This window comes from Bacillus sp. FSL M8-0063, assembly GCF_038005545.1.
GTDB classification, from domain to species: Bacteria; Bacillota; Bacilli; order Bacillales; family Bacillaceae_G; genus Bacillus_A; species Bacillus_A wiedmannii.
Genome location: NZ_JBBOTJ010000001.1, coordinates 520947 through 543498, shown reverse-complemented (window position 1 = coordinate 543498; position 22552 = coordinate 520947). Strand labels below are relative to the sequence as shown.

General features: G+C 36.6%; 21 protein-coding genes and 1 riboswitch. Of the genes, 10 read left to right on the top strand and 11 right to left on the bottom strand.

Going from position 1 to position 22552, the window contains the following annotated elements:
* Window positions 1-2: 2 nt before the first annotated feature.
* Entirely contained in the window at window positions 3-1691 is a 1689-nt protein-coding gene (gene alsS / locus MKX31_RS02720; RefSeq protein ID WP_340979873.1) for an acetolactate synthase AlsS, read from the bottom strand.
* A 359-nt stretch (window positions 1692-2050) separates the two neighbouring features.
* Here alsS and MKX31_RS02715 point away from each other — a divergent pair, with 359 nt between their 5' ends.
* Together MKX31_RS02715 and MKX31_RS02710 are read left to right on the top strand one after the other, a co-directional pair.
* Window positions 2051-2608, top strand: a complete 558-nt coding sequence (locus MKX31_RS02715) for an HAAS signaling domain-containing protein (RefSeq protein ID WP_064473842.1) — start codon at window positions 2051-2053, stop codon at window positions 2606-2608.
* A gap of 24 nt (window positions 2609-2632) precedes the next feature.
* Window positions 2633-3229, top strand: a complete 597-nt coding sequence (locus MKX31_RS02710; protein WP_088047948.1) for an NDxxF motif lipoprotein — start codon at window positions 2633-2635, stop codon at window positions 3227-3229.
* Between the two features lie 42 nt (window positions 3230-3271).
* Here MKX31_RS02710 and MKX31_RS02705 read toward each other — a convergent pair whose 3' ends face one another.
* Together MKX31_RS02705 and MKX31_RS02700 are read right to left on the bottom strand one after the other, a co-directional pair.
* On the bottom strand, window positions 3272-3628 hold the full coding sequence (locus MKX31_RS02705) for a YlbF/YmcA family competence regulator (RefSeq protein WP_064473844.1): 357 nt from the start codon (window positions 3626-3628) through the stop codon (window positions 3272-3274).
* A 142-nt stretch (window positions 3629-3770) separates the two neighbouring features.
* Entirely contained in the window at window positions 3771-4907 is a 1137-nt protein-coding gene (locus MKX31_RS02700; protein WP_154131714.1) for a DUF445 domain-containing protein, read from the bottom strand.
* A 134-nt stretch (window positions 4908-5041) separates the two neighbouring features.
* Here MKX31_RS02700 and MKX31_RS02695 point away from each other — a divergent pair, with 134 nt between their 5' ends.
* Window positions 5042-6094, top strand: a complete 1053-nt coding sequence (locus MKX31_RS02695; protein ID WP_103655138.1) for a YheC/YheD family protein — start codon at window positions 5042-5044, stop codon at window positions 6092-6094.
* 20 nt (window positions 6095-6114) lie between these two features.
* The gene (locus tag MKX31_RS02690; protein ID WP_064473845.1) at window positions 6115-7575 is read left to right on the top strand and encodes a YheC/YheD family endospore coat-associated protein; all 1461 of its coding nucleotides are present in this window, start codon (window positions 6115-6117) and stop codon (window positions 7573-7575) included.
* Window positions 7576-7591: 16 nt separating this feature from the next.
* Here MKX31_RS02690 and MKX31_RS02685 read toward each other — a convergent pair whose 3' ends face one another.
* Window positions 7592-7837: a hypothetical protein gene (locus MKX31_RS02685; RefSeq protein ID WP_000510463.1), complete on the bottom strand. Its 246-nt coding sequence runs from the start codon at window positions 7835-7837 to the stop codon at window positions 7592-7594.
* 438 nt (window positions 7838-8275) lie between these two features.
* On the opposite strand from MKX31_RS02685, the gene sasP reads away from it, so the two are divergent.
* Window positions 8276-8479 carry a small acid-soluble spore protein, SasP family gene (gene sasP / locus MKX31_RS02680; RefSeq protein WP_000013349.1) on the top strand — a complete coding sequence of 68 codons (204 nt, stop codon included), beginning with the start codon at window positions 8276-8278 and terminating at the stop codon, window positions 8477-8479.
* 51 nt (window positions 8480-8530) lie between these two features.
* Here sasP and MKX31_RS02675 read toward each other — a convergent pair whose 3' ends face one another.
* From MKX31_RS02675 to MKX31_RS02655, 5 genes are all read right to left on the bottom strand, one after another.
* Window positions 8531-9265 carry an amino acid ABC transporter ATP-binding protein gene (locus tag MKX31_RS02675; RefSeq protein WP_064473846.1) on the bottom strand — a complete coding sequence of 245 codons (735 nt, stop codon included), beginning with the start codon at window positions 9263-9265 and terminating at the stop codon, window positions 8531-8533.
* A 28-nt stretch (window positions 9266-9293) separates the two neighbouring features.
* Window positions 9294-9992 carry an amino acid ABC transporter permease gene (locus MKX31_RS02670; protein WP_033657688.1) on the bottom strand — a complete coding sequence of 233 codons (699 nt, stop codon included), beginning with the start codon at window positions 9990-9992 and terminating at the stop codon, window positions 9294-9296.
* Window positions 9979-10776 (bottom strand): amino acid ABC transporter substrate-binding protein, encoded by a 798-nt coding sequence (locus tag MKX31_RS02665; RefSeq protein WP_000732853.1) that lies wholly within the window; start codon window positions 10774-10776, stop codon window positions 9979-9981. Before MKX31_RS02665 ends, MKX31_RS02670 begins: the two co-directional genes overlap by 14 nt.
* A gap of 272 nt (window positions 10777-11048) precedes the next feature.
* Window positions 11049-13049 carry an ABC transporter ATP-binding protein gene (locus MKX31_RS02660; RefSeq protein ID WP_064473847.1) on the bottom strand — a complete coding sequence of 667 codons (2001 nt, stop codon included), beginning with the start codon at window positions 13047-13049 and terminating at the stop codon, window positions 11049-11051.
* Entirely contained in the window at window positions 13046-14806 is a 1761-nt protein-coding gene (locus MKX31_RS02655; RefSeq protein WP_088047952.1) for an ABC transporter ATP-binding protein, read from the bottom strand. The genes MKX31_RS02660 and MKX31_RS02655 overlap by 4 nt, the downstream gene beginning before the upstream one ends.
* A gap of 596 nt (window positions 14807-15402) precedes the next feature.
* Here MKX31_RS02655 and gapN point away from each other — a divergent pair.
* From gapN to MKX31_RS02630, 5 genes are all read left to right on the top strand, one after another.
* On the top strand, window positions 15403-16842 hold the full coding sequence (gapN, locus tag MKX31_RS02650) for an NADP-dependent glyceraldehyde-3-phosphate dehydrogenase (protein WP_000213622.1): 1440 nt from the start codon (window positions 15403-15405) through the stop codon (window positions 16840-16842).
* A gap of 178 nt (window positions 16843-17020) precedes the next feature.
* Window positions 17021-17202: riboswitch (Lysine riboswitch) on the top strand.
* 146 nt (window positions 17203-17348) lie between these two features.
* The gene (locus tag MKX31_RS02645; protein WP_064473849.1) at window positions 17349-18773 is read left to right on the top strand and encodes an amino acid permease; all 1425 of its coding nucleotides are present in this window, start codon (window positions 17349-17351) and stop codon (window positions 18771-18773) included.
* 60 nt (window positions 18774-18833) lie between these two features.
* The gene (locus tag MKX31_RS02640) at window positions 18834-20033 is read left to right on the top strand and encodes an ABC transporter permease (RefSeq protein WP_340979863.1); all 1200 of its coding nucleotides are present in this window, start codon (window positions 18834-18836) and stop codon (window positions 20031-20033) included.
* Window positions 20034-20309: 276 nt separating this feature from the next.
* Entirely contained in the window at window positions 20310-20825 is a 516-nt protein-coding gene (locus MKX31_RS02635; protein ID WP_088047954.1) for a type 1 glutamine amidotransferase domain-containing protein, read from the top strand.
* 220 nt (window positions 20826-21045) lie between these two features.
* A complete protein-coding gene (locus tag MKX31_RS02630) occupies window positions 21046-21249 on the top strand; it encodes a hypothetical protein (RefSeq protein ID WP_001063864.1) in 204 nt (67 codons plus the stop codon).
* Between the two features lie 117 nt (window positions 21250-21366).
* Here MKX31_RS02630 and MKX31_RS02625 read toward each other — a convergent pair whose 3' ends face one another.
* Complete coding sequence (locus tag MKX31_RS02625) at window positions 21367-21915, bottom strand: NAD(P)H-dependent oxidoreductase (protein ID WP_098102522.1); 549 nt, start codon at window positions 21913-21915, stop codon at window positions 21367-21369.
* A 19-nt stretch (window positions 21916-21934) separates the two neighbouring features.
* Window positions 21935-22474, bottom strand: coding sequence for an ester cyclase (locus tag MKX31_RS02620; protein ID WP_340979860.1), 540 nt, complete (start codon window positions 22472-22474; stop codon window positions 21935-21937).
* Window positions 22475-22552 lie beyond the last annotated feature (78 nt).

Here is a 22552-nt window from a genome sequence, read left to right as displayed (position 1 = left end):
CATTAGTTTAATTGGTTTGGTAATAATTTTTCGCTTAATTTAATGTTGTCACGGTAGTCAATTGGAACATCAATAATGACAGGGCCGTCTGCTGCTAGTGCTTCTTTTAATACACCTTCTAATTCATCAGGCGTGTTAACGCGAAGACCTTTTGCACCGAAGCTTTCTGCATATTTCACAAGATCGACATCGCCAAAATCTGTAGCTGATGTTCTACCGTATTTCATCATTTGTTGGAACGCAACCATATCATACGTACCGTCTCTCCATACAAGATGTACGATCGGTGCGTTTAAACGTACCGCTGTTTCTAATTCCATCGAAGAGAATAAGAAACCACCATCACCTGACACGGAAACAACTTTCTTGCCCGGTTCAACTAAAGTAGCGGCAATCGCCCAAGGAAGTGCAACACCTAACGTTTGCATACCGTTACTAAATAATAATCTACGTGGTTCATAAGAACGGAAACATCTTGCCATCCAAATAGAATGTGAACCGATGTCACATGTCACAGTTGTATCGTCACTAATTAAAGAACGAAGTGTACGAATAACTTGAAGCGGATGCGTAACACCTTCTGAAGCACGGTCTGGAACTTCTGCTTGTTCTGATAATTTCGCGCGTAATCGTTCTAACACTGCTTCTGATTTCGAACTTAATACAAGTTTCGGTAATTTTTCTGCAATGCTATTTACAGTTAAAGCGATATCGCCAATTAATTCACGCTCTGGTTGGTAATCATGGTCGATATCCGCTTGATGGTCATCAAGATGAATAATCGTTCTGTCTCCAAGTTTATTCCAGAATTTCGGATCATACTCAATTGGGTCATAACCGATCGAAATAACAAGGTCTGCTTCTTCTAGTAAAATATCACCTGGTTGGTTACGGAATAATCCAACGCGGCCGAAGAAATGATCTTCTAACTCACGTGAAATCGCGCCAGCTGCTTGATATGTTTCAACGACAGGAAGTTCTGTATCAGCAATTAATTCACGAACCGCTTTCGTTACTGCATTCGTGCTCGCTCTCATACCGAGTAAAATAACTGGTAATTTCGCTGATTTTATTTTTTCTACTACATATGTAATTTCATGTGTGGGAGCGATTCCAAGCTGTGGCTTAGAAAGCGCACCGATAGACTCTACAGTCGTTTCCGCAGTCATAACGTCTTGCGGAAGACTTACTAAAGTAGCTCCTGGATTTGTGGAAGTCGCACTTCTAAATGCATTACTAAGTGCTTCTGGCACATTATCAGGATGCTCTACTTCTACGCTATATTTTGTGATTGGTTCGAATAGTGCAGCATTATCCATAGATTGATGCGTACGCTTTAATCTATCCGTACGTGGAACTGCACCAGCTAAAGCAACAACGGGATCACTCTCCGCATTCGCAGTAACAAGACCTGTCGCTAAATTCGATGTCCCTGGTCCTGAAGTTACAAGACATACACCCGGTTTCCCTGTTAATCTACCAATAGCAGCTGCCATAAATGCTGCGTTTTGTTCATGACGACAAACAATTAACTCTGGTCCTCTTTCTTGCAGTACATCAAATACAGAGTCAATCTTCGCTCCTGGAATACCGAAAACATGTGTCACACCTTGTTTAATTAAACAATCAACAACAAGATCTGCTCCTTTTGTTTTTGTTTTCACGTCGTTTGCTTTTACACCTGTACTCAAACTAATCATCCCTTTATTTCATAATGTGTGTAATAAAGATTTTTAATTTCACCTAGTTAATTAATGTGGTGAAGTATTATTTATCATTATATTACAAATGCATTATTTTTCCAACAATATGAATTTGGCATTTTTTTGACAACCATTAAGGAATACGCTTACAACCCTTTGTTTATCCTAGAATAATAATTTTATATCTCATCTAAAAATGCACGAAAAACTTTCATCTAGTCACAGTATTAAAAACATTACAGTACCTTGCAAAGAACACTACTAAATGATATATTTGTAAATATTGGAATACCCAGCAATTGGAATGTGTTTTGTAATTCATCATTTTATAAAGGAAAGTGATTGTTATGAACAAAAGTGAATTTTTGGAACAACTTAGTTCTTCCCTGCGGAATATGCCTAATGTAGAAAAGAAAGATATTATTTCGGAGTATGAAACTCATTTTATCAGTGGTAAACAAGATGGGAAATGTGAAGAAGAAATTGCTAGAAAACTAGGAAACCCTAAAACGATCGCGAAAGAACTTACTGTTTCCTATGCAATAAGCAATGCTGACAATAAACGAAGCTTTAAAAATATGATAACTGCACTATTTTCTGTTATGAGCTTAAGTGTTTTAAACTTTACCTTTATCATTATCGCCTTTTTCGTATTACTCTTTTTATTACCGATCCTTCTAGCACTTATCATTGCTACTCCATTATTAATTATTTCACCTATTTTATTAATAGGATTAGGATTTTTCAAAGGGTTTCATCAAATTAGTTATTCCGATGTTTATAATGTGTTCATCGCTTTTTGCAGCGGTTTGCTCATATCCGTCATATCTTACCAAATGGTAAAACATCTATACGCAACTTTAGTAAAGTATTTGAAATGGAATATAGCTATTTTACAAAGATAATAATGAATATAAAAGGAGATTAAAATGAAGAAGTATACTTTATATCTACTCATGTTACTTACAATTTTATTTCTATCAGCTTGTTCAAACAGTGCACAACCTACGGAAGAAAACGATATAGAATCTATTAAAGATGTAACGATTAAAATTCCAGAAACTATATTCACTTCCTCACAAAAGAATGTAACGATTAACGAAGACGAAATGAAACAAAATATAAAAACGTATTTAGATTATAGCGGGGAGTTAGACGAAAATATCGTTCCACTTTCATCAGCCATGTCTGACGAGGAAGTCACGGAATCCAACCGAAAGAAATTAAAACAACTAGTAGATTTAGCAAAACAAAATGATGCGAATTTCCATGATTTTATTAGTAACAATACGATCCCTGATGATTACAAACAGCCTTCGAAGGAAATTCATGATTTTATTTCAGCGTCTACGGCACTTTCAGTAGAACTAGAGCAAGAATTAGACAAAATCGCGCAAGATGGTAACTTATTCAAAACTGATTTTTCTTTTACAAAACGCTTTGAGCAAGTTAATGGTAGGAAGCAAAAAGAAATTGAAAAGTTTTTAAAGGAAAAGAAGATTGAGACTGAGTATTTCCACAAATAACAAACAAAAAAGACGCTCCCATACCAGGAGCGTCTTCCACTATTACGCTTGTTGTTGCGCGTTATATAATTCTTCAAGTGGCTGCATGATAATTTTGTTAACGTCAGTGATAACGATATTTAGGCGTTGTTCAGTTTCCATTAACTTTGTGATTTTAGCATCTTGTTGAATGCGAGCTACAACTTCTTGTGCTTTTTGGTTATCTTCTTCAGTGATTTCTTGACCTTGCATCATTTTTTGTTGTAAGCCAAGTTGCATTGTACGGAACTCATCGAATAAGTTCTTTGAAGCCGCATCACCTTGAACTGCTGCGTAGCTTGCTTTTAATGTTTGGAAATCTTCGTTTTCAGCGATTGCTTTTTGTAATTCATATGCAACATCATGAATGTTTTTTGTCATTTTATTTTTCCTCCTTTAGAAGGCTAGCGCTTTTCGCTCACACTGCCTTTTAAGTGCATTTACATACGCACCTCTTCTTACCATATCAAACTATGCAAGAGATGTGAAGAAATTTCACTTTTATTTCTATGTACTCACCTTATTATCTAAGAAACAACAGTAACAGTCCTTGCAAGAGCCCAATCATCCCGCCTAATAGTGCTCCTAAATACGTAATCATTTTCAGTTCATTTTTCGTAATGGACAGCACTAAATCTTCTAGTCTCTCTGTTGAAAACGTAGACACTTCTTGCTGGACAATTTCCGCAAGGTGGAGATTGCTTAATATACTCTCTACGTTTTCTGTTCCCCACTTCAAGCCTTTTGTTACTGCACTTGGAAGCACTTTTTCAATAATTGTTTCTCGAACTGGCTCACATACTTGCTGCACAGATTGATTTAAAAACTTATTCACTGTTTCTTCAACTTTAACTGCTGACAATATGGAGCTTACAATCATTTCTTTTTCTACAAACGTTTCTAATTCTTTTACATCTCTTCCTTTTAACTTTTCCCACTCTTTTTGCAGTACGTCAGTTAAAAGTTGCTTTGTGCCATCTTGCCCTAAAAACTTAATAACTTCTGGTTGCACACGATCCACTACACTTACATTCCCTAAAAACATTCCGACTAAGTTAAGTAGCGTTCCCCTAGAAGCAAAGAAATCATCAATCATTTTTGAAAGACGTGCTTTTCCTTCTTCACTTTCAAAAAAACGAATTCCTCGATTTAAAATAAACGCCGAGACATTTGGGATTGTATTCTCTATTTTTTCATGAACAGAATGAGGTAAAGCCTGTTCCCATGTATATGTATAATACTCTGCTAAAAATGCCTCTATTTTTTCTGTAATCACATGTTCGATTTTCTCGGTTGCTTCTTTTTCTACATGCGCTACGTTCCATTTTTCTAACATTTTTCGTAACGACTGTTCATTCGTAATTACTTTATCCACTTCTACTTGTGTCCATTGAATTAAACTTTTTTGAAACTCTTCATTTGTTAATTTCTTTCCGATTCCTTCTGGCGTTAACAAATGTTCAACAACCATTTTTCCTAATTGAACAGCAAGTTCATCGCGGCGCTTCGGAATTAACCCTGGTGTAAATGGAACTTGAAACTTTCCAATATAAATAGGGCGATGAGGACGAAATAACATTTTTATCGCTAAATGATTTGTGAATCCTCCAATAATCGCTCCGAGCCCTGTCGTCGTTAACATACTTAACCATATATTCATTACAATCAACCTTTCGCTTCTCCAAAACTATAGCATATCATCATACGGACAAAAGTATAATGGTATAAAAACGTATTTGCAATATATAGCTATGCCTATTATGTCAACATTTTGTTAGTAAAGGAGTGATTTCGTTGGTTCTCGGTATTTTAACTTCTCACCCTCATTATGAGCAAATGTATTACACCGAAATCGCTAAACGCGCTCGGTTTTATCATAATGTCGTTGCCCAGTTTACGCCATTTGGTATTGATCCTAAAACAGATCTTGTCTCTGGTCTGATTTATGATACAGATACAGGAAAATGGAAAGAGCAAATATTCCCTATTCCTTCTTATATTTACGATCGTTCTTCTTTTAACGAGGAAACTGACTTCGACAAAGCAAAATCAATTATTCATTCATTACACAACCGTGCTTCCACTACCTTTTTAAATAACACACTCATTGACTTGAGCGAACTACATGATGTATTTCTCACGAATAAAAAATTATCTCCTTATATACCAAAATTCGAAATAGCAACGATACAAAACATTTTCAAACTGTTATTAAAAACAAAAGATATTATTATACGGCCTACTAACACACATTCCAATGAAAGTCTGTACCGGATCGCTTATAAAAATAAAACGTTTCATATCGATACGATAAATGATGACTATCATACTTCTACTCCAATCAAACGGACAGATGAATTTATATCTTGGTACAAATCTAACATACGATCAGCACGTTACATCACCCATACAATGCTGCAACCACCAAATCAATTAACATACCCGCTTCATATTCGAACCATTTTGCAAAAAAATAAAGAACAGAAGTGGACTGCTATCGGCCAATTTATACAAAAAAGCTCATTTCCGAATCAACTTTTACTTTCAGCAACAGATGATTCCTCGCTGCATTCATTTTCAAAAATTAAATACGTACTATCTAGTACCGGTGTACAATTATTACAAGACGCTTTACATGACATTATAAATGAAGTGTTTCAAACATTAGATGAATCTTATTCTTCTTTATTCGAGCTAGAGCTTTCCACCATTATGGATCAAAAAGGGGCAATTTGGCTTATGTATGTCAACACGATTCCCCCGTACGAACATTACATTCGTCATAGTGATGCACTAGCCGAAAAAATATATCACGGACCACTAAAGTTTAGTCGCTTCACACCATAATGAAAGGAGGTAACACCATTTTGAAAGAGCACATATATACATTAAATATTTCAGATGAGCATCCAAATAGTATTACTTTACCTTATATTTTTTCCATTACACCACCAATTGCATCTCTTTCCTTCGGCGTACGCCATGTTGCAAGTGAAGAGGTGAAAATTCATTATTCCTTTACTCGCGAAATCATTATCGGAAAACAAATTGCAGAGAAACTTTTACTTCCTCATTCCACTACTATCCATGCATTCACGCAAAATGAAACCATTATTTTCGGACCGTTAATCGGGATTTTCACAACTGGTTTTAACGATGACTCTTCTAATCCTTTAGGAAACCGTTCAACTTCTCTCAGTGAGTTACTAACGCCGCCATTCACCTTGCGACCATTTGTATTTGTTTTTGGTGTGCAACATATAAACTGGGCAGACGAAACAATTGAAGGGTATTTCTTTCAAGAGGAACAGTGGATTAAGAAAAAAGTCCCTTTACCGAATGTCATTTATGATCGATTACCAAATCGGAAAGCCGAAAATTATAAACCGATCGTAAGAGCAAAAAGAAAATTAGAGCATGACTATGCTATTCCATGGTTTAATCCAGGCTTTTTCAATAAATGGGAAGTGCATCAACTTCTTATGAAAGATGAATCCATTATTCCCTTATTACCAAACACGGAAGCTTTTCAACATTTCGAACAAGTAGAACGCTTTCTTGGCACGTATAAATCTGTTTACATGAAACCGATACACGGTAGCTTCGGGAGAAACATTCATCAAATATTTTACTCTCAAACAGAGAATTGCTACTACTGTCGTTATCGCGAAAATGAAGAAAATAAACTAAGAAAGTACCAATCATTAGAAACGCTTCTGAACCATGTATTAAAAGGACATGATTTAAAAAAATTTATCGTACAACAAGGTATTTCCTTACTTCGCTTCGATGGGCAACCTGTTGATTTTCGCATTCACACAAATAAAAATCATTTTGGCCAATGGATGGTCAGTGCAATCGTTGCAAAAATTGCTGGCAAAGGTAGCTTAACAACGCATGTAAATAGCGGTGGCGATACAAAATTACTGCAAGAACTTTTTCCGGATTCGACGAAACAAGTTCAAATTGAAAATAAATTAAAACATACAGCCTTACAAATCAGTTACGCGCTCGATGAACAAGTAACCGGAAATATTGGAGAGATTGGTTTTGATATCGGTTTAGACACGCAAGAAAACCCGTGGCTCTTTGAAGCAAACTCTAAACCTGGGCGAACTGTATTCCAAGATGAAAAGTTAAAAGAACAAAGTGAACTGACGCGCCAATTATTTTACGAATATGCCATCTACTTAACTGAACATTCTTTGCGCGATGCAAAAGAAAAAATGGCTCAAATAAAATCCGGAACTCCATCAAACACCGAACATATCCCATCCCCTATGATTCACTCACAAATACGAAAACAAAAACTTCCACCTCATTCATAAGGTGGAAGTTTTCTATTTACACAAGTTTCACTACAACCTCTGTTTCCACATTACACATCCCGCAATAAAAAACATGATTGCAGTACTCTTGTGAATTACTATGTGTTAAACCATCTACTGCACTTAATAATTCTTGATCCATATACGCACTATAATCGTCTATGTAATCTACAGTTTTCCCATAATCTTGGAGTATACCTTGGCAATTTTGACAAGAATATGTTTGTGATTCTAATGCGTTGCAAAGCGGGCAAATTCCCATCACGATTCCTCCATACGTTATCATTTACAAGCAGATTGAAGAGAGCATCTAGCCGTGCATAGGAGCGTCCTGTCCCCCTACTTAAAATAGAACTATAAAATTGCTACCGATTTAATTTTAGTAAGTCATAAATAAGAAGTTAATGATTTGCCCCACAATAGCGGGATACAAAAAGAAAACCATATTTCATATCGCTCTTAGTTTAGCCTTCTTTCTAAAAAATACAACGATTACTCTTATTTCATAATTTACGAAATCACTAAGATTTTTTTACAAAATTTACAAATTATTATTTCGTATATCTTTCTAGGTAACATCCATACTATGAGTACAAACTTAATTACCGATGGATTAGCGCCAAACGGGGCGATAATCTGGTTCAAATCCAGCTAGTCCAACCAAAAAAAATTTTTCTAACTCTAAGGAGGATATATTCCTATGGCAAACCAAAGTTCTTACAATCAATTAGTAGTACCAGGAGCAACAGCTGCAATCGATCAAATGAAGTACGAAATCGCTCAAGAATTTGGTGTACAATTAGGGGCAGATTCTACGGCTCGCGCTAACGGTTCTGTTGGTGGAGAAATTACAAAACGTCTAGTTGCAATGGCTGAGCAAAGCCTTGGCGGATTCCAAAAATAAATATATATGGCAAAAAGGTCTCAAGGCATATGCCTTGAGACCTTCCTTCATTTACTGCAACATTTGTAAAAACTTCTTCGTGCGTTCTTCTTTTGGATTTGTAAATACATCTTCTGGTGTACCTTGTTCGACAACGACACCGCCATCCATGAAAATAACGCGGTTCGCAATTTGATGCGCAAAACGCATTTCGTGCGTTACAATCACCATCGTCATGCCTTCTTTAGCAAGTTCTTTCATTACTTTCAGAACTTCTTGAACAAGTTCAGGATCAAGTGCTGACGTCGGTTCATCAAATAGTAATACTTCCGGCTCCATCGCAAGCGCGCGAGCAATTCCAACGCGCTGTTGTTGTCCGCCTGATAATTGGAACGGATATAAGTCTACTTTATCCGCAAGACCAACTTTTTCAAGGAAATAGTTTGCTTTTTTCTTCGCTTCTTCTTTCCCCATCTTTTTCACTGTAATGAGCCCTTCCATTACATTTTGAAGTGCTGTTAAATGAGGGAATAGATTATGGTGCTGGAATACCATACCTGTTTGCGTACGAAGATTGACAATATCTTTCTTCGATACTTTTTGAGAGAAGTCGAGCTCTTTATTACCGATGCGAATATTACCAGCGTTCGGCGTTTCTAACACGTTGAGACAACGCAGGAATGTCGTTTTACCAGATCCCGATGGCCCGATAATAACAACAACTTCCCCCTTCTCAACTGATAAATCTATATGTTTTAGTACGGTATTATCTCCGAAACTTTTTTGTAAATGTTGAATTGAAATCATAAAAACAAAAACTCCTTTTATGAAAGGGTTATTTTAGAGTGTAACGTTCTGAACGTTTTTCTAATATTTGTTGCACAATAGATAATAAGAAGCAAATTGCCCAATAAATTAGACCTGCTTCGAAATAAACAATTAAAAACTCGTAGTTCATTGCCGCAATTTCCTGCGCTTTTCGGAACATTTCTGTTACTAAAATTAACGATGCTAATGAAGTATCCTTCACTAAACTAATAAATGTATTCGAAAGCGGCGGAATAGATACTCGCGTTGCCTGCGGTAAAATAACACGTTTTAATGCTTGCGGGTATGTCATCCCAATTGTGTAAGCTGCTTCCCACTGTCCTTTCGGGATTGAAAGGATAGAAGCACGAATAATTTCAGATGCATACGCACCAACATTTAACGAGAATCCAATAACTGCTGCTGTATATGGCTCAACTTCAATATTAAGAGTTGGAAGACCATAGAAAATAATAAATAACTGTACAAGAAGTGGCGTCCCGCGAATGATAGATACATAGATACGAGCAATCCATTGTAAAATACGACTACCTGAAATACGTGCAAGCGCCGTTAACGTCGCAAGTATAATCCCGATAATAAATGTAATAAGCGTTAATGGAATTGTCGTAAATACAGCTTCCTTCAGCATAGGCATGAAGGAAGACTGCATAATATCTATCCAAGTAGACAATCGATCTGAAACCAGCGCACTACTTAGATACATTTTCACCGAACCATTTTTTCGCTATTTTATCGTACGTACCATCTTTTTTCATATCTTCTAACGCTTTATTTACTTCTTGTACTAGCTTGTCGCTACCTTTACGGAATAAGAATCCACTTTGTGACGCTTCTTTTTCTGTATCTACAATTTTAATTTTTGCATCTTTTTTCGTTTCTAAGTAGTTTAATACTGATAACTTATCATTAATTGTGAAATCAACGCGTCCAGTATTTAATAATTCTGCCGCTTGGCTAAATCCTTCTACATTCGTGATTTCCGCACCATTTTTCTTAGCAATATCTGCATAGTTACTTGTTAAAGATTGTGCTGCTTTTAATCCTTTTACATCAGCAAATGTAGCAGGTTTATCTTTATCCTTCGCAATAACTAATACCGCTGAAGATGAAACATATGGGCTAGAGAAGTCATATTTCTTTTGGCGATCTTCACGAATACCAACTTCGTTTGCAACCATGTCGAAACGTTTTGCATCTAGACCAGCAAGTAAGCTATCCCATTGTGTTTCTTTAAATACAGGTTTTACTCCTAAACGTTTTGAAACTTCTTCTGCTAATTCAACGTCAAATCCAGTTAATTTATTGCTTGAATCGTGGAATGTGAACGGTGGATATGTACCTTCTGTTCCAATTACAAGTTCACCACTTTGTTTTATCTTTTGTAACGCATCTTGACTAGCTGTATCTTTTTTCTCTTCTTTGCCGCAGCCTGCTACAATCCCGATCGCTAAAGTAGTTACTGCAAGAACTGAAAATAATTTTTTCATGATGGTAATCCTCCAAGTATTCTGATAGGAATTTAAAAACTATATTGATTGTATGCAATCTTGAACAATTTTTCAATGAAAATGTTCTTATTTAGTTTATCCTTTTTCTTCATAATCAAACAAAAGGGGAAAATAACGCTACATACAAAAAATAAGTAACATTTTTTAATATAGCATTTATAGATAAAAAGGTAAAACAATACTTCTTATTTAACTGTCATGATTCACTAAAAAAAGAACTTGCAAAAATCGCAAGTTCTCCTCCATACATATTAGGCGCTCTGGTTTCCTTCCATTTGCGTTTTGTACATATCGTAATAACGCCCACGCTTTTTCATTAGTTCATCATGAGAGCCTTTTTCTAAAATTGTTCCTCTATCAAGTACAATAATTTGATCTGCGCTTTTAATTGTGGAAAGACGGTGAGCGATAATAAATGTCGTTCTTCCTTTTTTCACAACTTCTAACGCTTGTTGGATCATCGCCTCTGTTTCTGTATCAATACTAGACGTTGCTTCATCTAAAATTAAAATGGCTGGGTCAAAAGCGAGTGCCCTAGCAAACGAAATAAGCTGACGTTCTCCAGTGGAAAGCGTGCTTCCCTTTTCTGTAATTTCTTCATTTATATTGTTCGCAAACCGTTCCGCACCAACATCACGCAATGCTTTTACGATGCGCTCTTTTGAAATTTTTTCGTTCTCTAAGCTTACATTAGAAGCGACCGTCCCGCTAAATAAAAACGGATCTTGCAGTACGATTCCCATATGTTCACGCGTTGCTTGTTTCGGCATCGCTTTTACATCGTGACCATCAATCGTAAGCTTCCCTTTTTCAAACTCATAAAACTGGAAGAGTACATTCATAATGGAACTTTTTCCTGATCCAGTATGACCGACAAGTGCCACTGTCTCGCCTTGTTTCGCTTCAAAAGAAATATTTTTTAGTACTTCATCTTTTCCATTATAAGAAAACGACACATTATCAAACTTTACATTTCCTTGTAAGCGAGGCATACGTTCCTCTTCTACTGCTTCCCCTTTTTCCTCTAACAATTCAAAAACACGTTCTGATGCAACACGCGATTGTTCCAAGTTAGCAAGCTGATTTACCATATTTGTAATTGGTGAGAACAATCGTGTTAAATAATCAACGAACGCATATAGTATCCCTAGAGAAATGACGCCTGAAGCACTTAATGAAGCGCCACCGAAGTACCAAATCACACCTGTGAAAGCTATATTTCTTAATACAGACACTAAATTATGAGAAGTTGCTGCATTTAAATTCAAAATTTTATTTTGATATTTAAAATAATCGCCATTTAATTCTTCAAACTCTTTTTTCGTTTCACGCTCTTGACGGAACGCTTGAATAATTGGCATACCTTGAATGGATTCATTAACTGTTCCATTAATATCAGATAAACGTGAACGCATTTTATGGTTGTATACAGATGCATACTTTCTATAAAGAATCGCCCACACAATTAAAATCGGGATGATAAGTAAACATAACGTCGCCAATTTTACATCGAGTAAAAATAGCGCAGCGAATATCCCGATAATATAAATGATACTAGAAACGAATGTCGCCAGTACCGTTACGTATAAATCACGAATGGCTTCCGTATCATTCGTAACACGTGATACAATTTTCCCTGCTGGTAAATGATCGAAATAACGAATCGGCAACGTTTGAATATGAGAAAAGACATCTTCCCTCATAATTTGAATAATTTTGTTCGCTGCCTTCTGTAGGAAAAATTGCTTTCCGTATGCAAATAATGAAACGACTACTAATAAAGCGAAGTAGCCACCACCAAGTAATAATAGGGGGTTTATTTCTGGTTTATAAAAAGCAAACACTTCTTCTTTCGTTAATGCTTTCGCTTTATACACTTGCACCGCCTTACCATTTTGAACGGTAATCATATCACCTTTTACAGTACGTGACCCTTCAGCATTCACTTTATTTGGCACAAAGTAATATTGAAAACCGACCTGCATTACGCGTACTTCTTTTCCTTTTTTCTCACCTTCCTGGAAGCGATCACTTCGCTTATAAAAGGCGCCATTATACGAAACAGCCTCTTCACTCTTTTCTGTTTCATACCAAGGTTTCTCTATCCCGACGATATGATCGTCAATCATCGTTTTCGCGACGAAAGGACCAGCAAGTTCTGCGATGACGAAAATAAATAACATTAGCATCGCTGCAAAAATCGTCCCTTTTACTTTCATCGCATATTGAAACAATCGTTTTGATACGCTCATATTTTCACCCCACTATCCGCACTTTCACTTTCCCCTTGTTGTCTTTCAAACTGCTCCGCATACCAGCCTCCGCTTTGAATAAGCTGTTCATGCGTACCTTCTTCCATTACTTCACCTTCATCCATAACGAGAATCCAATCCGCGTGTTGTACGGCAGATAAACGGTGCGTCGTAATAATCGTCGTCTTTCCGCTTCTTTCTGTTCTTATATTCTCGATGATCGCTGCTTCCGTACGAGCATCAACAGCTGATAAAGAATCGTCCAAAATTAAAATTTCCGGATTTTGAATAACAGCTCGCGCAATTGAAATCCTTTGTTTTTGCCCTCCTGATAAAGAAACACCCTTCTCTCCGACGAGCGTTTCTAACCCTTCTGGTAAAAACTCTAAATCCTTTGTAAACGCCGCAATTTCAATCGCTTTCTCGAGTTCTTCTTCCGTCGCTTCTCGGTTTCCAAATAAAATATTTTCCCTCGCTGTTTTGGAGAACAAAATATGTTCCTGAGGTACATACCCAATCCACCCGAGTACATTTTCATTCGTTATTTTATCTAACGTCACATCAGAGACTGCAATATCCCCATCTCCAAGCGGATATTGACGAAGAAGCTGACGTACGAGCGTCGTTTTTCCGCTTCCTGTTTTTCCAACAACCCCAAGCGTTTCCCCTTGTTTTAATGTAAACGAAACCTTTTTCAAATTTTCTCCAGTCGATGAAGGATATGAAAAGGAAACATCCTCAAACTGAATATAGTCCGGCTCTTGTACAAGCTTTGGATTTTTCGGATTCTTAACATCTGGTTCATACGCTAACGTTTCATTCACACGGTCTAATGATGCATTTCCTCTTTGCATAACATTAATTAATTCGCCAATTGCAAACATCGGCCAAATCATCATCCCTAAATACACGTTAAATGAAACGAGTTCGCCAAGTGTTACCTTTGATTGAAATACAAGATACGCGCCGTACACTAAACCAATTAAATAACTAAGACCGACAAGCATTTTCACAGTCGGCTGGAATAATGCATCGATTCTTGCTACCTTCATATTTTTTTCGTAGACGTCATCTCCTAACTGATGAAACCTTCCCTCATCTGCATTCTCTTGTACGTATGCACGAATAACGCGCACGCCAGCGATCGATTCAAGTACTTTATCATTCATATCTCCGAACGCATCTTGCGCAACGGTAAATCTCTCATGCAATTTCTTTCCATATATGTTCATCGCATACGCCATAATCGGAAGCGGTATAAGCGCCGCAAATGTAAGCTCCCAACTGATTGTAAATCCCATCATAAAGACAATCGTAAGCATATATAAACTCGAATCCACGAGCGTTAATATACCGAAACCAGCTGTCATAGCAATTGCTTTTAAATCATTTGTCGCTCTCGCCATTAAATCACCCGTACGATTTTTATGATAAAACGTCGGTGTCATTTTAAGTAAGTGCCCCATAAATTTGGAGCGCATCGTCTTCTCCAGTACGAATGCTCCCCCAAACAGCTGATGTTGCCAAACGAAAGTAAGACCATATCCAATTACCGTAACCCCTATTAAAATAAGAATAAATTGTATAATCGCCGCATTCGTTAACGTTCCTGTTTTTATATTATCAATCGTAACCCCTAACACTTTCGGGGGAATGACTTCAACTATATTTACAATTAAAAGAGCTCCAATGGCGATACTATATCTCTTCCAATGCTCTTTAAAAAACCATTTTAACTTTAGTAATACTGATAACAATGTAACCTCTCCCCTCTCGTTCTCGTTTCACTCCCATTTCTTTATCCACTATCTAGACCCATCACATTTACATTTCGTAACCCATACAATCTCATCACATTTTTCCACCTTCCAAAGTTTTTTATCGGAACCAAACAAGGGAAAATAAACAAAAAAAAGCATACCGCCGCTTGACGATATGCACAAAAATGCATAAAAGCGTACGTTACGATATACGCAACGTACGCTTTTCATAAGACAAAGATGCCCTATATATCCGTACGGGTTGCGTAATGATATGAATGTTTTCTGCCATTTAACAGAGCTAAGCCCATTACATTTACGATTACAATCATTACGCACACCCCCTTCATTTATTTTCCATTTATAATCTTACAACTTTATTGAGTATTCTGTCAATTGTTTTTTTTGCAAACCGAATAAAAATATACGCTACATCATTTTGAAATAAGGGAATCTTCTGTAAGAAAGGGCATACAAAACAAAAAAAGAATAAGAAATCGTTTTCACAAACATTTCATTTGAAAAATGTTATCAAACACCCTACAATCACCTTATACTCACTCTTACAAGTTGCTATTTTAGGAGGACTAATCATGACAACTAGCAATACGTACAAATTTTATTTAAACGGAGAATGGAGAGAAAGCTCTTCAGGAGAAACAATCGAAATTCCATCTCCATACTTACACGAAGTAATTGGACAAGTACAAGCAATTACTCGCGGAGAAGTAGATGAAGCAATTGCATCTGCAAAAGAAGCTCAAAAATCATGGGCGGAAGCTTCTCTACAAGATCGCGCAAAATATTTATATAAATGGGCTGATGAGCTCGTAAATATGCAAGATGAAATTGCCGATATCATTATGAAAGAAGTCGGTAAAGGATATAAAGATGCGAAGAAAGAAGTTGTTCGTACAGCTGATTTCATTCGTTACACAATTGAAGAAGCTCTTCATATGCACGGAGAAAGCATGATGGGCGATAGCTTCCCTGGCGGAACGAAATCGAAACTTGCGATCATCCAACGCGCACCACTTGGTGTTGTATTAGCAATCGCACCATTTAACTACCCAGTAAACTTATCTGCTGCAAAACTTGCACCAGCATTAATTATGGGTAACGCTGTTATTTTCAAACCAGCAACTCAAGGTGCAATTAGCGGTATTAAAATGGTTGAAGCACTTCATAAAGCTGGCCTTCCAAAAGGTCTTGTAAACGTAGCTACAGGACGCGGTTCTGTAATTGGTGACTACTTAGTAGAGCACGAAGGTATCAATATGGTATCGTTCACAGGTGGTACAAACACAGGTAAACATTTAGCGAAAAAAGCTGCAATGATTCCACTTGTATTAGAACTTGGTGGTAAAGACCCTGGTATCGTTCGTGAAGATGCTGACTTACAAGATGCTGCAAACCATATCGTAAGCGGTGCATTCTCTTACTCTGGTCAACGTTGTACAGCTATTAAACGTGTACTTGTACACGAAAACGTAGCAGACGAGCTTGTTGGCTTATTAAAAGCGCAAGTAGCTGAGCTATCAGTTGGATCTCCAGAACAAGACAGCACAATCGTTCCATTAATCGACGACAAGTCTGCTGACTTCGTTCAAGGTTTAGTTGATGACGCTGTTGAAAAAGGTGCAACAATTGTTATCGGTAACAAACGTGAGCGTAACTTAATTTATCCAACATTAATCGACCACGTAACAGAAGAAATGAAAGTTGCTTGGGAAGAGCCATTCGGCCCAATCCTTCCAATCATCCGTGTTTCTTCAGATGAGCAAGCAATTGAGATTGCTAACAAATCAGAGTTCGGTCTGCAAGCAAGTGTCTTCACAAAAGACATTAACAAAGCATTTGCAATTGCTAACAAAATCGAAACTGGTTCTGTTCAAATTAACGGACGCACAGAGCGCGGCCCTGACCACTTCCCATTCATCGGTGTAAAAGGTTCAGGTATGGGCGCACAAGGTATTCGTAAGAGCCTTGAGTCTATGACACGTGAAAAAGTAACTGTATTAAACTTAGTTTAATCCTATATGTAGAAGCTGATCTAGTTTTAGATCAGCTTCTTTTTATATCAAATAATTATCCATTCCTAATCACAAACTCTTCTCTATAATCTGATTATTACTATATCCATTGACGTATAAAAATTCATTTGTTACTCTTAAAGACGTTAATTTAATATTTAAATCCTCATTCGTATCTCGGTGAGGTAGAGGTTGCAATCATTAAGAGTATCGTTTCAGGAGATGTAGTGGCATTGATGAAGGAATGAGAAAGGAATGATTGCCGAAGTAAGTTGTGTCCACCATGCACGCTTGCTGGGTCTGCATTTAATAAGTGCAGAACTGTCACAAACGTTTCGTTTGTGGAGAGCTATCGAGAGGTATGTCGTGGGTTTCTTATAAGATAGAAAGCATGTAGCGGCAAATTACGTGCTTTTTTTGTTTTGTTTGGGACTTCTCTTCTCTACTAAGAAGACATACATATCTCCTCGCTTGACTTGGTTATACTAACTTTGGAGGTATTTTCTATGCAACAAAAAAAATGGGGCTTTTGGGTACTAACAGCTTTCGTTGTCGGTAACATGGTTGGCGCTGGTATTTTCATGGTGCCAAGTACGTTAGCACAAACAGCAAGCCCTCTCGGTGTCACTTTAGCTTGGTTAACAACAGGGTTTGGTGTTTTAATGCTAGCTCTTGTTTTCGGTAATTTAGCAATTCGTCGTCCTGATTTAACGACAGGACCACAAAGTCATGCATATGCTTTATTCTCAACACCAAAAAAGAAAAAAATGGCTGGTTTCAGTATGGTATGGGGATATTGGGTTGCAAACTGGGCAAGTAACGTTGCCATCATTACATCTTTCGCGGGATATTTATCACTCTTCTTCCCAATTATGAAAGATACACGACTACTATTTTCAATCGGTTCTTTTAACATAGAAGTTGGAAAACTAATTACATTTACTATTTGTTCCATCTTACTTTGGGGAACTCATATTATATTAACAAACGGTGTAAGCGGAGCTGGAAAGTTAAACTTCTTAGCAACAACAACGAAAGTAACGGGATTCCTTTTATTCATCGTCGTTACGTTATTTGCATTCGAAGCTTCTAAATTTGGACAATGGTACACACCGATGATCGATAAATCAGGTGTATCACACGGCCTTCTTTCACAAGTAAACTTAGCCGCTCTTACAACGCTTTGGGCATTTATCGGAATTGAATCAGCAGTACTTTTATCAAACCGTGCTACCTCTCCTAAAACAGTAAAACGCGCAACAGTTGCGGGGTTACTTATTACAGTTGCGATTTACTTAGGAATTACAATTTTAACAATGGGTGTACTTCACGTTGATAAATTACAAGCTTCTGAACGTCCATTAGCAGACGCATTGAATGCTGCGATGGGTCATGGCGGCGGGAAACTGATGGCATTACTTGCTCTTACTTCCCTATTCGGTTCTATATTAGGCTGGATTTTATTAAGCTCAGAAGTACCGTATCAAGCAGCAAAAGAAGGTTTCTTCCCTTCCTTCTTCACGAAAACAAATAAAAAAGGAAGTCCAATTTACTCATTACGATTAACAAACATTATGTCGCAAGTGTTCTTATTCTCAACATTATCAGGAACCATTGCGGAAGCTTATACATTCGTTATTACCGTATCAACACTAGCTTACCTCATTCCATATCTCGTTTCACCAATCTTCCAGTTAAAACTAGTCGCTACTGGTGAAACATATAAAAATGAAATGCGGGCAAGAATTACAGATGGCATAGTCGCAGTAATCGCACTTTGCTACGCACTATGGGTTATTAAAACCGGCGCATCCGATATAAAAACGTTCCTTCTCGGAATTGGTTTATTCGTAATCGGATTTGCTTTCTATCCATTAATGAATCGTGATGAGAAAAAAAATAACGAAAAGAAAAACGAGCAAGTTGCGTAACGCAATTTGCTCGTTTTTTCTTTTATAAAACATATATAATAGAAAAAAGAGGTGAAAAACATGTCAATCGAATCACTATGGAGCAGCCGCTTCCAACAACATATGCAAAATATCATTACATACTTTGCACGTATGATTAACGGTTTACTATATAGCTTTATCTTCGTTGTCTGTATAGGTGCTTACTATTACGCAAAGTTTCTTAAGACAGCTCCTTCTAAAGGACTATCTTTATTACTTATTACAATCGTCCTAACAGCGATTATAACGAGATGTCCTATCCGTACATTTATTCAAAAACCTGATGCTGTCTATTTGCTTGCATTAGAAGAGAAACTAACATCTTATTTTAAAAAATCTCTTCTATATAATTACATCATTCAGCTTTTCCCATTATTATTTACGTTCCTTATTCTCGTTCCACTTGCACTGCAATCATTACAATTAACGGTACCTTTCTTATGTACAATCTTTATCGTTTTAATGATTACGAAAGCTTGGAATATATATACACATTGGATGTGGCGTGATAGTTATGAAAAAAGTATATGGCTGATCATCCGTGTTGCTTGTAACGCCCTAATCATTTACATGCTGTTTTACTCGGCACATGTTCTCATATTAGGCGGATTGCTCTTACTACTTGCTTTCCTACTTCTATACACGAAAAAACAGCCTACAAAACGAATACCGTGGGATTACATAATCGAACAAGAAGAAAAAATGAACGTCCGTTTTTATCAATTTGCTAGCATTTTTACCGATGTTCCGCAACTGAATAAGCAAGTAAATAAAAGAAAATGGCTTACAAATTGGATTGAACCTTTATTACATAAAAAACGAGCAACTTTCTTCTATTTACATACACTAGCATTTTTACGCGGGAATGATTATTTCGGTATATATATTCGTTTAGGGTTGATCGGTGCCTTCGCCTTATATTTTATACCAAACATATACGTAAAAGGCGCTATCGCTTACATCGTTCTATATATGATTTCTATGCAGCTCCGTTCCCTGTGGAAATATTTTTCGGGAAATATTATCGTAGCATTATATCCGATTGATACTGAAAAACGAATGAACCACTTTCTTCGCTTAATCTTTATATTACTAAGCATTCAACTCATTGTATTTTCAATTGTTATACTCATTGCTACAGGGCAATTTTTACATAGCCTTATCATTATGATTATCGGAGTACTCTGGATCAAATTTATTATTGTACCAAAAACGAAGCAACGCGTTTCTGCGTTTTAACGAAAGGAATTATCTTAAAGCCAAGGAGAAGATAAATTATCTCCTTGGCTTTTTTATTTTTCTTCCTCAAACAAGAATTACTGAAACAACCGATATTTTATGATTTTCACATACAAAAATGATCATACATGTTTACGCCCTAACAAAAAGGGTATGTATTAAAGTAACAGGGCAAAGGAACTGGAGGGAATGAAAAAATATGAATTAAAGTTTCACTTTATAAAAGACATTACCCAAAGATGATTCTGGAACCGATAATATAAGGAGCTGATTGCAATGAGTAAAAAAATTGCTATTTTAATAACGGATTATTTCGAGGATACAGAATACACAGAGCCAGTAGCAGCTTTTAATCAAAAGGGATATGAATTAACAACTATTGAAATGGAAAAAGGTAAAACGGTACACGGTAAACAAGGAAAAAGTGAAGTCGTAATTGATAAAAGTATTGATGATGTTACTCCAGAGAACTTTGATGCCCTCTTCATACCAGGCGGATTTTCCCCAGATATACTTCGTGCAGATGAACGTTTTGTTCGCTTTAGCAAAGCATTTATGGATGCGAAAAAACCTGTTTTTGCTATTTGTCACGGCCCCCAATTACTCATCACTGCACAAACACTTGAAGGACGCGATGTGACTGGATATAAATCCATTGCGGTCGATTTGAAAAATGCTGGTGGAAATTTTCATGACAAAGAGGTTGTCGTATGCCAAAATCAGCTAGTAACAAGTAGACAACCAGAGGATATCCCAGCGTTTATTGAAGAATCATTGCGTATATTAGGATAGTTATTAGAGGTTAACCAAATAGCTGTTTAGCTACTTTGGTTAACCTTTTGTAACACTTCTTCATCTTTAGTTTTTTGGGACACCCTCTTTTCTCGTCCCAAAATTTCTAATCACTTTTCATAGGCAATTCTCATATAGTGAAAATGACTATACAATTCCTATCCATAAGTTAAATCATAATTTTACACATATATAAATACAAAAGATGGGAGCCTTATTTATGAATAACAATCCACCTTCAACGCCCCCAAATCCAACGGAAACGAATAATAATGAAGTGAGTTTACAAACGTTACGCGTCATTGGGCTTATTGTACTGATTAGTGGCTACATATTAGTAGCTCTTTCTGAAGTAGGAACGTTAAAAAATCTTTTACTACAGCCTAGTACCACTCCAAACTTAGCTGAAGTTGATCCGTTTTAAAAAGAAAAAACATACCCTTCTTCTTTAAAAAATGTAACAATTGATTCATTCGGCTCGGCAAATTTTGCGAAGTTATGGATACAGCCATCCCCGCATTAAATACGGGAATGGCTGTAATTATTGAATGAATTCTTCTAAATGGTTCTTCAAATTCTCTAAATACTGCTCAATATTCGGATTCTTCACCACATCATAACAAGCAAAACTCTTTAACGAACTCATCCCAAGAAACTTTTGCACGCGATGTAAATGACTAAGCACTGACTCTAAACTTTCTCCCTCAAAGAACTTCGTCTTATCTCCAAATGCTTTCTCAGGCGCATTCCAAGTTGTAGAAAACATATACTGCTTCTCTTTTAATAAACCACCTGTTCCATATTCATCTGCACCTTTAAAGAACAAACCGTATTCATACACTTCATCCATATATGTTTTAAATAATCCCGGTACACTAAACCAGTAAATAGGTGTTTGATAAATTACAACATCAGCCCATAGAAATTTATCTTGTTCTTCTTTCATACTATATCCATCTTGAATCGTCGTTGTTTTCACATAATGATTCTCACTTAATACAGTTATCATATAATCAACTAACGTTCTATTTAATCGACCTTCTTTCGTACCGTATTTTTCATGTCCATTTATAATAAATATATTTTTCATCACTTTTCTCTCCCTTATTTTATTCCTCAGCTATTAACCCAAGTTGTTGTTTCAGCGTAAGATTATCTTCTAAATGCCAATCTTCCGTTATCTTGCCATCCTTCACATGCAAAATATCAATTGCAAAAAAATTGATTTTCTTATCATTATGAGTTCCTGTAAAAGAAAGACGAGCTGTTACTTTATCACCAACGACTAATAAATCTTCAATCTCGCAATGTATATCAGGAACTACTTTACGAAAGTTTTGCGCCGCAAGCTTTAATCCTTCAGTGCCTTGTGGTCGACCTTTCGGCAGTGTGTTATCGAAAAAATTTTCAGTAACCGTCTGCGGAATAAGCTCCTCTTTACCTGTATCCCAAAATGCATAAAAACGCTGCGCTGCATGCACGATTTCTGTCGCTTCCTTTTTACTTAATGAAGAATCAATTGGCATTGCTTTTGGCTTCGGCATTTCTTTTAATAACTGAATTTCAGTTTTTTGCTCACCACTACATGCTACAAGCACAATACAAATGACAAAAAAACTAAGAAACATAAACAACTTTTTCATACCCATGGAAATCACCTCCTCTTCATACAAACCCTTTGTATTTCGTATTGCTATTGTATATGCACTAACTTCCTTTATGGAAGT